The sequence below is a fragment of the Rhodovarius lipocyclicus genome (genome assembly GCF_009900765.1).
In the GTDB taxonomy this organism is placed as follows: Bacteria; Pseudomonadota; Alphaproteobacteria; order Acetobacterales; family Acetobacteraceae; genus Rhodovarius; species Rhodovarius lipocyclicus.
This window is the reverse complement of the sequence record NZ_JAAABL010000005.1, coordinates 107,946-120,149: the sequence shown is the minus strand read 5'-3', so window position 1 is coordinate 120,149 and position 12,204 is coordinate 107,946. Positions and strand designations below refer to the sequence as shown.

11 protein-coding genes are annotated in these 12,204 nt (G+C 66.7%); all 11 read left to right on the top strand.

The features are described from left to right. Positions 1-2: 2 nt before the first annotated feature. The 11 genes from nuoF to GT007_RS07685 are packed head-to-tail and all read left to right on the top strand — an operon-like array spanning position 3 to position 12,167. On the top strand, positions 3-1,298 hold the full coding sequence (gene nuoF, locus GT007_RS07735) for an NADH-quinone oxidoreductase subunit NuoF (RefSeq protein ID WP_160121027.1): 1,296 nt from the start codon (positions 3-5) through the stop codon (positions 1,296-1,298). A gap of 5 nt (positions 1,299-1,303) precedes the next feature. Beyond that, a complete protein-coding gene (gene nuoG, locus GT007_RS07730) occupies positions 1,304-3,289 on the top strand; it encodes an NADH-quinone oxidoreductase subunit NuoG (protein WP_160121026.1) in 1,986 nt (661 codons plus the stop codon). Between the two features lie 3 nt (positions 3,290-3,292). Beyond that, positions 3,293-4,312 (top strand): NADH-quinone oxidoreductase subunit NuoH, encoded by a 1,020-nt coding sequence (gene nuoH / locus GT007_RS07725; RefSeq protein WP_160121025.1) that lies wholly within the window; start codon positions 3,293-3,295, stop codon positions 4,310-4,312. Continuing rightward, positions 4,309-4,794 carry an NADH-quinone oxidoreductase subunit NuoI gene (gene nuoI, locus GT007_RS07720; RefSeq protein WP_160121024.1) on the top strand — a complete coding sequence of 162 codons (486 nt, stop codon included), beginning with the start codon at positions 4,309-4,311 and terminating at the stop codon, positions 4,792-4,794. Before nuoH ends, nuoI begins: the two co-directional genes overlap by 4 nt. Beyond that, complete coding sequence (locus GT007_RS07715; protein ID WP_160121023.1) at positions 4,791-5,492, top strand: NADH-quinone oxidoreductase subunit J; 702 nt, start codon at positions 4,791-4,793, stop codon at positions 5,490-5,492. Before nuoI ends, GT007_RS07715 begins: the two co-directional genes overlap by 4 nt. Continuing rightward, positions 5,492-5,803 carry an NADH-quinone oxidoreductase subunit NuoK gene (gene nuoK / locus GT007_RS07710; protein ID WP_160121022.1) on the top strand — a complete coding sequence of 104 codons (312 nt, stop codon included), beginning with the start codon at positions 5,492-5,494 and terminating at the stop codon, positions 5,801-5,803. The genes GT007_RS07715 and nuoK overlap by 1 nt, the downstream gene beginning before the upstream one ends. 3 nt (positions 5,804-5,806) lie before the next feature. Beyond that, entirely contained in the window at positions 5,807-7,717 is a 1,911-nt protein-coding gene (nuoL, locus tag GT007_RS07705) for an NADH-quinone oxidoreductase subunit L (RefSeq protein ID WP_160121021.1), read from the top strand. Between the two features lie 3 nt (positions 7,718-7,720). Beyond that, entirely contained in the window at positions 7,721-9,235 is a 1,515-nt protein-coding gene (locus GT007_RS07700; protein WP_160121020.1) for an NADH-quinone oxidoreductase subunit M, read from the top strand. Position 9,236: 1 nt separating this feature from the next. Continuing rightward, on the top strand, positions 9,237-10,664 hold the full coding sequence (nuoN, locus tag GT007_RS07695; RefSeq protein ID WP_160121019.1) for an NADH-quinone oxidoreductase subunit NuoN: 1,428 nt from the start codon (positions 9,237-9,239) through the stop codon (positions 10,662-10,664). After that, positions 10,651-11,367, top strand: coding sequence for a biotin--[acetyl-CoA-carboxylase] ligase (locus GT007_RS07690; RefSeq protein WP_236571550.1), 717 nt, complete (start codon positions 10,651-10,653; stop codon positions 11,365-11,367). The genes nuoN and GT007_RS07690 overlap by 14 nt, the downstream gene beginning before the upstream one ends. After that, positions 11,367-12,167, top strand: a complete 801-nt coding sequence (locus GT007_RS07685; protein ID WP_160121018.1) for a type III pantothenate kinase — start codon at positions 11,367-11,369, stop codon at positions 12,165-12,167. The genes GT007_RS07690 and GT007_RS07685 overlap by 1 nt, the downstream gene beginning before the upstream one ends. Positions 12,168-12,204: the final 37 nt, after the last annotated feature.

Here is a 12,204-nt window from a genome sequence, read left to right as displayed (position 1 = left end):
GCATGGCTCTCTCTGACAAGGACCGCATCTTCACCAACCTCTACGGCCTGAAGCCGTGGAACCTGAAGGATGCGCAGAAGCGCGGCGACTGGGACGGCACCGCCGCCATCCTGGCGCGCGGGCGCGACGCCATCATCGAGGAAATCAAGAACTCCGGCCTGCGCGGCCGGGGCGGCGCGGGTTTCCCCACCGGCATGAAGTGGTCCTTCATGCCCAAACAGTCCGACGGCAAGCCGGTGTATCTGGTGGTGAACGGCGACGAGTCCGAGCCCGGCACCTGCAAGGACCGCGACATCATCCGCCACGATCCGCACAAGCTGGTCGAGGGCTGCCTGATCGCGGGTTTCGCGATGGGCGCCACCGCCGGCTACATCTATGTGCGCGGCGAGTATTTCAACGAGATCGCCGTCCTCGAAGCCGCGATCCGCGAGGCGTATGAGGCCGGGCTGCTGGGCAAGAACGCCTGCGGGTCGGGCTACGACTACGACCTGTACGTGCATCGCGGCGCGGGCGCGTATATCTGCGGCGAGGAAACCGCGCTGATCGAAAGCCTGGAAGGCAAGAAGGGCACGCCGCGCCTGAAGCCGCCCTTCCCGGCGGCGATGGGCCTGTATGGCCGCCCCACCACGGTGAACAATGTCGAGACCATCGCCGTGGTGCCGACCATCATGCGCCGGGGCGGCGCTTGGTTCGGCAGCTTCGGCCGCCCGAAGAACCAGGGCACCAAGGTGTTCTGCATCTCGGGCCATGTGAACAAGCCGTGCAACGTGGAAGCCGAGATGAGCATCCCGATGCGCGAGCTGATCGAGCGCTACGCCGGCGGCGTGCGCGGCGGCTGGGACAACCTGTTGTGCGTGATCCCGGGCGGGTCCTCCACGCCGCTGCTGCCCAAGCACATCTGCGACGACGTGCTGATGGATTTCGACGCGCTGCGTGAGCACAAGTCGGGCCTGGGCACCGCGGGCCTGATCGTGATGGACAAGTCCACCGACATCGTGAAGGCCATCCAGCGCCTTTCGCAGTTCTATAAGCATGAGAGCTGCGGCCAGTGCACTCCCTGCCGCGAGGGCATGGGCTGGGTGAACCGCATGATGCTGCGCATGGTCGAGGGCGACGCGGAAATCGCGGAGATCGACGTGCTGGAGCAGGTGACGCGCCAGATCGAGGGCCACACCATCTGCGCGCTGGCCGATGGCGGCGTCTGGCCCGTGCAGGGCCTGATCCGGCATTTCCGGCCGGAGATGGAACGGCGCATTTATGCCCGCAAGGGCGTCCCCATGCCGATGGCTGCGGAGTAACCGGAATGGCGAAAGTCACGGTCGATGGGATCGAAGTGGAGGTGCCGAACGGCTCCTCCGTGCTTCAGGCCTGCGAGGCGGCGGGGAAGGAAATTCCCCGCTTCTGTTATCACGAGCGCCTTTCTGTGGCGGGCAACTGCCGCATGTGCCTGGTCGAGGTGGAGCGGGCGCCCAAGCCCGTCGCCTCCTGCGCATACCCCGTCATGGACGGGATGAAGGTGTTCACCGACACGCCGGTGGTGCGCAACGCGCGCCGTGGCGTGATGGAATTCCTGCTGATCAACCACCCGCTGGATTGCCCGATCTGCGACCAGGGCGGCGAGTGCGATCTGCAGGACCAGGCCTTCGGCTACGGCAAGGACATCAGCCGCTTCCATGAGCCGAAGCGGGCGGTGAAGGACAAGTATGTCGGCCCGCTGGTGAAGACGGTGATGACGCGCTGCATCCAGTGCACGCGCTGCGTCCGCTTCGCCGCCGAGATCGCCGGCGTGCCCGAGCTGGGCGCGACCAACCGCGGCGAGAACATGGAAATCGGGACCTATGTCGAGAAGGCGCTGACCAGCGAGCTGTCCGGCAACCTGATCGACATCTGCCCGGTGGGCGCGCTGACCAGCCGGCCCTATGCCTTCGTGGCCCGGCCGTGGGAGCTGACGAAGACCGACGGCATCGACGTGCTGGACGCGACGGGCACGCCCATCCGCATCGACACGCGCGCCGCCGAGGTGCTGCGCATCATGCCGCGCCAGAACGATGACGTGAACGAGGAATGGATGGCCGATCGCGGCCGTTTCAGCTTCGACGGGCTGAAGCGCCGGCGCCTCGACCGCCCCTGGCTGCGCCGTGACGGCAAGCTGGTGCCCGCGACCTGGGAGGAGGCGATGATCGCCGTCGCCGAGGGCTTCAAGGGCCGCGTCGGCGGCATCGTGGGCGACACGGTGGATGCCGAATCCATCTTTGCCCTGAAGTCGCTGCTGGCGGGCCTCGGCAGCGCCAACATGGATTGCCGGCAGGATGGCGCCGCCATCACCGGCGAGAACCGGGCGCATTACCTGTTCAACTCCACCATCGCCGGGATCGAGGAAGCGGATGCGCTGATCGTGATCGGCGCCAACCCGCGCACCGAGGCGCCGGTCATCAACGCCCGCATCCGCAAGGCGTATCTGGCCGGCCTCAAGGTGGGGTATGTCGGGCCGAAGGGCCTGGACCTGACCTACAGGTACACGCATCTGGGCGAGGGCCCGGAAGCGCTCGACACCGATTTCCTGGCCGGTGCCCAGAAGCCCGTCGTGATCCTGGGCCGTGGCGCGCTGACGCGCCCGGATGCGGCGGCGGTGCTGGCCCGCGCCTGGGCGCTGGCCAATCCCAGCGCCGAATGGAACGGCTTCAACCTGCTGCATCATTTCGGCGGCCAGGTCGGCGCGCTGGAGCTGGGCTTCCTGCCCGGCCCGGGCGGGCTCGACCTCGCGGGGATGCTGGCCCCTGGCGCGCTGGACGCGCTGTGGCTGCTGGGTGCCGATGGCTTCGAGGCCTCCCGCATTCCGGCCGGCACCTTCGTGGTCTATCAGGGCCATCATGGCGAGGCGGCGGCGAGCCGGGCGGATGTGATCCTGCCCGGTGCGGCCTATACCGAGAAGGACGGCACCTGGGTGAACACCGAGGGCCGGGTGCAGCGTGGCTTCACCGCCGTGCAGCCCCCGGGCGAGGCCAAGCCCGACTGGCGCATCCTGCGCGCGGCGGCCGCCGCCCTGGATGTGGCGGTGCCCTTCGACACGCTGGAACAGCTGCGCGCCGCGCACCCGCTGTTCGCCGCCGAGGGGCTGCGCAAGGCCGAACCCGGTGCCGCGCCCGTGGGGGGCGCGCTGGGCAGCGAGCCCTTCGCGCTGCCGCTGAAGAATTACTGGCAGGCTGAGCCGATTGGCCGGGCGAGCCCCACCATGGCCGAATGCGCCAAGGTGTATCTGGGCGCCGTTCCTGCCTTGGCGGCGGAGTAACCCATGCAGGCTCTACAAGACTTCCTGGCCACGCCCGTCGGCCATCTGGTGCTGACGGTGGCGCAGACCCTGGCGCTGCTGGTGCCGGTGCTGATCTGCGTGGCCTACATGACCTGGGCCGAGCGCCGGATCATGGCGGCGATGCAGCTGCGCAAGGGCCCGAACGTGGTCGGCCCCTTCGGCATGCTGCAGCCCTTCGCCGACGCGCTGAAGATGCTGATGAAGGAAACCATCGTGCCCACGGGTGCCAGCCGGTACCTGTTCCTCGCGGCGCCGATGCTGACCTTCCTGCTCGCCATGATCGCCTGGTCGGTGATCCCGGTGAATGATGGCTGGGCGATCGCCGACATCAATGTCGGCATCCTGTACCTGTTCGCGGTCAGCTCGCTGGGCGTCTATGGTGTCATCATCGCGGGCTGGGCGTCCAATTCCAAATACGCCTTCCTGGGCGCGCTGCGCTCGGCGGCGCAGATGGTGTCTTACGAAGTCTCGATGGGCTTCGTGATCGTCACCGTGCTGCTTTGCGCGGGTTCGCTGAACCTGACCGAGATCGTCCGGGCGCAGACCACGGTGTGGTACGTCATCCCGCTGTTCCCGATGGCGATCATCTTCTTCATCAGCACACTGGCGGAAACCAACCGAGCGCCCTTCGACCTGCCTGAAGGCGAGAGCGAGCTGGTGGCGGGCTTCTTCGTCGAATACTCCTCGATGTCCTTCGCGCTCTTCTTCCTGGGCGAGTACGCGAACATCCTGCTGATGTGCTCGCTGACGACGATCCTGTTCCTGGGTGGCTGGCTGCCGCCGATGGCCATCGAGCCCTTCACCTGGGTGCCGGGCCCGCTGTGGTTCATGCTGAAGGCGGGGCTGCTGTTCTTCTGCTTCGTCTGGGTGCGCGCGACCTTCCCGCGCTACCGCTACGACCAGCTCATGCGTCTGGGCTGGAAGGTCTTCCTGCCGTTCAGCCTGGTGTGGCTGATCATCACGGCATTCACGCTGAAGCTGATGGGGTGGCTGCCGGCATGAGGCTCGATCGTTTCGCGCGGAGTTTCCTGCTCGCCGAGCTGGTCTCCGGTCTGGGTCTGACGCTGAGGTATTTCTTCGGCAAGAAGACCACCATCATGTATCCCTATGAGAAGACGCCGCAATCGCCGCGCTTCAAGGGGGAGCACGCACTGCGCCGCTACGCCAATGGCGAGGAACGCTGCATCGCGTGCAAGCTGTGCGAGGCGGTGTGCCCCGCCCAGGCCATCACGATCGAGGCCGAACCGCGTGAGGACGGCAGCCGCCGCACCACGCGCTACGACATCGACATGACCAAGTGCATCTACTGCGGCATGTGCGAGGAAGCCTGCCCGGTGGATGCGATCGTGGAGGGGCCGAACTTCGAGTTCGCGACCGAAACCCGCGAGGAGCTCATGTACGACAAGGACCGCCTGCTGGCGAACGGCGACCGTTGGGAAGCCGAGATCGCCAAGCGGCTCGAACTGGATGCGCCCTATCGATGATCGCTGGCCTCGCCTTTTATGTCTTCGCGGCGATCCTGATCGCCTGCGCCACCATGGTGGTCACCTCGCGCAATCCTGTGCATTCGGTGCTCTACCTGATCCTGGCCTTCTTCAACGCCGCGGGCCTGTTCCTGCTGGCGGGGGCGGAGTTCCTGGCGATGATCCTGGTCATCGTCTATGTCGGCGCGGTCGCCGTGCTGTTCCTCTTCGTGGTGATGATGCTCGACATCGACTTCACGAAGCTGCGTGAGGGTTTCCAGCGCTACGCGCCCTTCGGCGCCATCATCGGCGGCATCCTGTTCCTGGAACTGGTGATGGTGCTGGGCAGCTGGCGCTTCAGCGGCGACGCCGCCGAGCTGCGGCTCTCCCCCGCGCCGGCCGGCATCACCAACACCGAGGCGCTGGGGCGGATCCTCTATACGGACTACGTCTTCCTGTTCCAGATCGCGGGTCTGATCCTGCTGGTCGCCATGATGGGCGCCATCGTGCTGACCCTGCGCGAACGCACGGGCACCAAGCGGCAGAGCATCCCCGACCAGCTGGCGCGCGAAGGCAAGGTCGAGGTGCTGAACATTCCGGGCGGGCAGGGCATCCGCAGCCTGGGCATCCTGCGCCGGCTGCCCAAGGCCGAGCCCGCGCCCAAGAAGGTGGCCCATCATGGCCATGACGACGACCATCATGGCGGGGGGCATCACTGATGCTTGAGATCGGCCTCGGTCACTACCTCACGGTCAGTGCCATCCTGTTTGTGCTCGGCGTGTTCGGCATCTTCCTGAACCGCAAGAACGTCATCGTCATCCTGATGAGCATCGAGCTGATCCTGCTCTCGGTGAACCTGAACTTCGTCGCCTTCTCCTCGCGGCTGGACGACCTGGCGGGCCAGGTCTTCGCCATGCTGATCCTGACTGTCGCCGCGGCGGAAGCCGCGATCGGCCTCGCCATCCTTGTCATCTATTTCCGCAATCGCGGCTCCATCGAGGTCGAGGACATCTCGACGCTGAAAGGCTGATCGATGTTCGTCGGTGCCGTTTTCTTCCCGCTTCTGGGAGCCATCATCAGCGGCCTTTTCGGCCGGCTGATCGGTGACAAGGCCGCGCAGTGGACCACCGTGTTCTTCATGGTGCTGGCCGCCGTGTGCGGCGTGACCGCTTTCTTCGAGGTCGGCTTCGGCTCGGCCCCGCGCACGGAGGTGCTGTTCACCTGGGTCGATGTGGGGGACATGCAGTTCTCCTGGGCGCTGCGCTACGACACGCTGTCCGCGATGATGGTGGGGATGGTGACCTTCATCTCCACCTTCATCCACCTCTACTCCGTCGGCTATATGTCCCATGACGAGACGCCGAGCCGGTTCTTCGCCTACCTCTCGCTGTTCACCTTCATGATGCTGATGCTGGTGACGGCCGATAACCTGGTGCAGCTGTTCTTCGGCTGGGAAGGCGTCGGCCTCGCGAGCTACCTGCTGATCGGCTACTGGTATGAGCGCGAGAGCGCCTGCAACGCCGCGATGAAGGCCTTCATCGTGAACCGCGTGGGCGACGTGTTCTTCATGCTGGGCATGGCGCTGACCTTCTATGTGTTCAGCTCCGTCGAGTTCGGCGCGATCTTCGCCGCCGTCCCCCAGCATGTGAACGACCGCTTCCTGGGCCTGCCGGCGCTGGAGCTGATCGGCGTTCTGTTCTTCCTGGGCGCCTGCGGCAAGTCCGCGCAGCTCGGCCTGCACACCTGGCTGCCGGACGCGATGGAGGGCCCGACGCCCGTTTCCGCGCTGATCCACGCCGCCACCATGGTGACGGCCGGCGTGTTCCTGATGGCCCGCATGTCGCCGCTGATGGAATACGCGCCGGTCGCGCTGTCGATCGTGACGGTGGTCGGCGCCTCCACGGCGCTGTTCGCGGCCACCATCGGCTGCGTGCAGAACGACATCAAGCGCGTGATCGCCTACTCCACCTGCTCGCAGCTGGGCTACATGTTCGCGGCCGCCGGCGTGGGCCTGTACCAGGCCTCGGTGTTCCACCTGTTCACGCACGCCTTCTTCAAGGCGCTGCTGTTCCTGGGTGCGGGCAGCGTGATCCACGCCATGTCCGACGAGCAGGACATCCGCAAGATGGGCGGGATCTGGAAGAAGATTCCCATCACCTACGCGATGTTCTGGATCGGCAGCCTGGCGCTGGCCGGCATCCCGATCTTCGCGGGCTACTACTCCAAGGACGCGATCCTGGAGGGCGCGATCGCCGCCCATTCCGGCGTGGGCACCTATGCCTTCGTCTGCATGGTGCTGGCCGCCTTCCTGACCGCCTTCTACTCCTGGCGCCTCATCATCCTGACCTTCCATGGCGCGCCCCGCGCGGACCATCACACCATGGAACACGTGCATGAGAGCCCGGCCGTGATGCTGATCCCGCTGCTGGTCCTCTCGCTGGGGGCCATCTTCACGGGCTTCACCTTCGCCCCCTACTTCATCGGGGAGCACCAGGCGGAGTTCTGGAACGGCGCGATCTTCAACCTGCCGGCCAAGCACATGATCGAGGCGATGCACCACGCCCCGCACTGGGTGGCGACGCTCGCCAAGACGGTGGCGCTCTCGGGCATCGTGCTGGCCTTCGCCATCTACATGGGCGCGCCGAAGCTGCCCGCGAAGGTGGCGGGTGCCGTGCCGGGCCTGTACCGCTTCCTGCTGAACAAGTGGTACTTCGACGAACTGTACAACTGGCTGTTCGTGCAGCCGCTGCGCCGGCTGGCGCGCGGGCTGTGGCAGACCGGCGATGTGCGCATCATCGACGGCATGCCCAACGGCGCCGCCGCGATCACGGCCGGCATGGGGCGAAGCGCCATGCGGCTGCAGACGGGGAGGGTGGCGAGCTATGCCTTCGCCATGATCATCGGCCTCGTCGTTTTCGTTTCGCTCTTCCTGTTGGGGCGCTGAGCCATGAACGCCGCGGGCTTTCCGCTTCTCTCGCTGCTGACCTTCCTGCCGCTGGCCGGCGCCCTCATCATCATGCTGGTGCGTGGTGATGAGGCGGTGGTGGCGAGCAACGCTCGCTGGACCGCGCTCTGGACCAGCCTGATCGTCTTCGTCCTGTCGCTCATCCTCTGGATCAGCTTCGACAAATCCACCGCCGCCTTCCAGTTCGAGGAAAAGCTCGACTGGCTGCCGGATTTCGGGGTGGGCTATCACCTCGGCGTGGACGGCATCTCGGTGCTGTTCGTGCTGCTGGCCACCGCGCTGACGCCGATCTGCATCCTCGCCTCCTGGGTCAGCGTCACCAGCCGCGTGCGCGAATACATGATCGCCTTCCTGGTCCTGGAGACCATGATGGTGGGCATGTTCGTCGCCCTCGACATGATGCTGTTCTACATCTTCTTCGAGGGCGTGCTGATCCCGATGTTCCTCATCATCGGGATCTGGGGCGGGCCGCGGCGGGTGTATGCCGCCTATAAGTTCTTCCTCTACACCTTCCTGGGCTCCGTGCTGATGCTGCTGGCGATCATCGCCCTGTGGTATGCGACCGGCACCACGGATATCCCGGCGCTGATGCAGTTCCAGGTGCCCGTCGCCTGGCAGCCGATCATCTTCCTGGCCTTCTTCGCCTCCTTCGCCGTGAAGGTGCCGATGTGGCCGGTGCACACCTGGCTGCCGGATGCCCACGTCGAGGCACCGACCGCGGGCTCCGTCATCCTGGCGGGCGTGCTGCTGAAGATGGGCGGCTACGGCTTCATCCGCTTCAGCCTGCCGCTGCTGCCGCAGGCCAGCGCCGATTTCGCGCCCTTCATCTTCGCGCTGTCGGTCATCGCGGTGGTCTACACCTCGCTGGTGGCCCTGGCGCAGCAGGACATGAAGAAGCTCATCGCCTATTCCTCGGTCGCCCATATGGGCATCGTGACGATCGGCACCTTCACCTTCAACCAGCAGGGTCTCGAAGGCGCGCTGTACCAGATGTTGAGCCATGGCGTGGTCGCCGGCGCGCTCTTCCTCTGCGTGGGCGTGCTGTACGACCGGGAGCACACGCGCGAGATCGCGCGCTACGGCGGTGTCGCCAAGATCCTGCCCGCCTATGCGCTGGTGTTCATGCTGTTCACCATGGCCTCCATCGCGCTGCCGGGCACGGCGGGCTTCCCGGGTGAGTTCCTGGTGATCGTCGGCGCCTGGGCGGTCAGCCCCTGGGTGGCGCTGGGTGCCGCCATGGGCATGATCCTGGGCGCCGCCTACATGCTCTACCTGTATAAGCGGGTGGCCTTCGGCAAGATCACGCATGAGCATCTGCGCGGCCTGGCCGATCTCTCGGCGCGGGAGATCGTGATCTTCGCGCCGCTGGTCGTGCTCACCCTGTGGATGGGCATCTACCCCTCATCCTTCACCTCCTTCTTCTCCGCCTCCGTCGCTGCGCTGTTGCAGCAGCACGAAGCGGCGATGAATGTCGCGCGTCTCGCGGGGATCAACTGAGATGGAATGGAAGCTCGCCCTCCCCGAAATCACCCTGGCGGTCTCGGCCCTGATCATCCTGGTGGCCGGTGTGCTGCCCAAGCGCGACACCAGCTTCGGCGTCACCATGGCGGTGCTCGGCGCGCTGCTGCTGGCCGGCGGGCTGGTGCTGGCCCAGGGTGAGGGCTCGGCCTTCGGCGGCCAGTATGTGGCCGACAGCTTCTCCACCTTCATGAAGCTGCTCTGCCTGGCCGGTGCCGCGCTGGGGCTGATCCTGGCGCTGGACTGGAACGCCAAGCAGGGCATCGCCCGCTTCGAGTTCCCGTTGCTGGTCCTGCTCGCCACCATCGGCATGATGGTGATGATCTCGGCCAATGACCTGATGTCGCTGTACATGGGCCTGGAGCTGCTCTCGCTGCCGCTCTACGTGCTGGCCGCGATGGACCGCGACAATGGCCGCAGCGCGGAAGCGGGGCTGAAGTATTTCATCCTCGGCTCGCTGGCTTCCGGCCTGCTGCTCTATGGCAGTTCGCTGGTCTATGGCTTCGCCGGCACCACGAATTTCGACCGGCTGGCCGATGCCTTCTCCGCCCAGCAGGGGATTTCCGCGGGCGTGGTGGTGGGCATCGTGTTCATCATCGCCGCGCTGGCCTTCAAGATCTCCGCCGTGCCGTTCCACATGTGGACGCCCGACGTGTATGAGGGCGCGCCGACCCCGGTGACGGCCTTCTTCGCCTCCGCCCCCAAGGTGGCGGCGGTGGCGCTGCTGACGCGCGTGCTGGCCGGCCCCTTCGGGGATACGGTGTCCCAGTGGCAGCAGGTGATCGTGCTGGCGGCGCTGGGCTCCATGGTGCTGGGTGCGCTGGCCGCGATCGGGCAGCGCAACATCAAGCGCCTGATGGCCTATTCCTCCATCGGCCATATCGGCTTCGCGCTGATGGGCCTGGCGGTGGGCGGCGAGAGCGGCCTGCGCGGCGTGCTGGTCTATATGGCCATCTACCTGTTCATGAACCTCGGCACCTTCGCGGTGCTGGTGGCCATGCGCCGCAACGGCCGCGCGCTGGAGGGCATCGACGATCTGGCGGGCCTCGGCCGCACCGATCCGGCGATGGCGCTGGCGATGGCGGTCTTCATGTTCTCCATGGCGGGCGTGCCGCCGATGGCGGGCTTCTTCGGCAAGCTCTATGTGCTGCTGCCGGCGGTCGAGCAGGGGTTCTGGGTGCTGGCGGTGGTGGGCGTGCTGTCCTCCGTCGTCTCGGCCTTCTATTACCTGCGCGTGATCAAGGTGATGTACTTCGACGCGCCCGCCGAGGCCTTCGACGTGCGGCCCGCCTCCGTCTCCGTGGTGCTGGCCGGGACGGGCCTGTTCACGGGCTTCCTGTTCCTGTTCCCGGCGCCGCTGCTGGCCGCGGCCCGTGCCGCCGTCGTGGCGATCCTTGGCGCGGGATGACACCGCGCGCGGGGTGAACTGGCGGCTCTCGATCCATGAGAGCCTGGCCAGCACCTCCACGCTGCTGACCGAACTGGCCGAAAAGGGCGAGCCTGAGGGGCTCGCCATCCTCGCCCGGCGCCAGACCGCCGGGCGTGGCACCCAGGGGCGCGTGTGGGAATCCCGGACCGGCAACCTGCACCTGTCCGTGCTGTTGCGCCCGGCCATGCCGATGCGCGCGGTATCCCAGGCGGCCTTCGTCGCCGCCCTGGCCATGCAGCAGGCGGCCGGGCCCGCCACCCGGGTGAAATGGCCCAACGACCTGATGCTGGACGGCGCCAAGGTGGGCGGCGTGCTGACCGAAACCGCCAGCGACGCCCAGGGCAACCTCGCCTGGCTGGTCTTCGGCATCGGCATCAACCTGGCCTATGCGCCGGAGGTGCCGGGCAGGGCGGTCGCAGCCCTCGGCCCGGAGCCGGTGGAGCTCTTCGCCCGCCGCCTGCTCGATGCCGTGGCCCACTGGCACGGGGTCTGGATCGCCGAAGGCTTCGCCCCCATCCGGGCCGCCTGGATGCGCGTAGGCCCCGATGCTGGTGCCGAAGTGACGGCCAGCAGGGCTGGCAGCCGGATCACGGGGCGCTATGAGGGAATCTCGGAGGAAGGCGGGCTGTTGCTCGCTGTAGAAGGGCGCATCCATGCGCTCCATTCGGGGGAAATCGCCTGATGCTGCTCGCTGTCGATGCCGGCAACACGAATGTGGTCTTCGCGGTGCATGATGGGAAGGAATGGCGCGGCCGCTGGCGCATCGCCACCCGCGCCGACCGCACCTCGGACGAATACGCCGTCTGGCTGCTGCAGCTGATGCAGTATGAGGGGCTGAAGCGCGAGCATATCGACCGCTGCGTGATCGGCACGGTGGTGCCGGCGGCGCTGTACAACCTGCGCCGCCTGTGCCGCGACTGGTTCAGCTGCGAGCCCCTGGTGGCCCGCGCGCCGCTGGACTGGGGTTTCCGCATCAAGGTGGACAGCCCGGGCGATGTGGGGGCGGACCGTCTGTTGAACGCGCTGGCCGCGCACCATCATTACAAGGGCCCGCTGCTGGTGGTGGATTTCGGCACAGCCACCACATTCGATGTCGTGGACAAGGACGGCTCCTATCTGGGCGGCGTGATCGCGCCGGGCATCAACCTCTCGATCGAGGCGCTGCACCAGGCCGCGGCGCGGCTGCCGCGCATCGGTATCGGCCGCCCGCAATCCGCGATTGGCAGGAATACCGTGGCGGCCATGCAATCGGGCATCTATTGGGGCTATGTGGGCCTGATAGAGGGCATCGTCTCACGCGTGCGGGGCGAATACGGGGCGCCGCTGAAGGTCGTCGCCACCGGCGGCCTCGCGCCGCTCTTCGCCGAGGGGACCACGATCATCGAGAAGATCGACCCCGACATCACGCTCGAGGGGCTCAGGCTCCTCTCGGAACGCAACCCCGCGCCGGTGCTGCCTCGCAGCCGCGTGGAACTGGAATAGACGGGCAGCCGCCCCGCTTCGCGGCTTACGGACAGGA

What these genes read in the sequence shown, in the direction of transcription:
- nuoI (WP_160121024.1), top strand. Translation starts at nt 4,309, where the DNA reads ATGAGGCTCGATCGTTTCGCGCGGAGTTTCCTGCTCGCCGAGCTGGTC.
- nuoF (WP_160121027.1), top strand. Translation starts at nt 3, where the DNA reads ATGGCTCTCTCTGACAAGGACCGCATCTTCACCAACCTCTACGGCCTG.
- GT007_RS07685 (WP_160121018.1), top strand. Translation starts at nt 11,367, where the DNA reads ATGCTGCTCGCTGTCGATGCCGGCAACACGAATGTGGTCTTCGCGGTG.
- nuoK (WP_160121022.1), top strand. Translation starts at nt 5,492, where the DNA reads ATGCTTGAGATCGGCCTCGGTCACTACCTCACGGTCAGTGCCATCCTG.
- GT007_RS07715 (WP_160121023.1), top strand. Translation starts at nt 4,791, where the DNA reads ATGATCGCTGGCCTCGCCTTTTATGTCTTCGCGGCGATCCTGATCGCC.
- nuoH (WP_160121025.1), top strand. Translation starts at nt 3,293, where the DNA reads ATGCAGGCTCTACAAGACTTCCTGGCCACGCCCGTCGGCCATCTGGTG.
- GT007_RS07700 (WP_160121020.1), top strand. Translation starts at nt 7,721, where the DNA reads ATGAACGCCGCGGGCTTTCCGCTTCTCTCGCTGCTGACCTTCCTGCCG.
- nuoN (WP_160121019.1), top strand. Translation starts at nt 9,237, where the DNA reads ATGGAATGGAAGCTCGCCCTCCCCGAAATCACCCTGGCGGTCTCGGCC.
- nuoG (WP_160121026.1), top strand. Translation starts at nt 1,304, where the DNA reads ATGGCGAAAGTCACGGTCGATGGGATCGAAGTGGAGGTGCCGAACGGC.
- nuoL (WP_160121021.1), top strand. Translation starts at nt 5,807, where the DNA reads ATGTTCGTCGGTGCCGTTTTCTTCCCGCTTCTGGGAGCCATCATCAGC.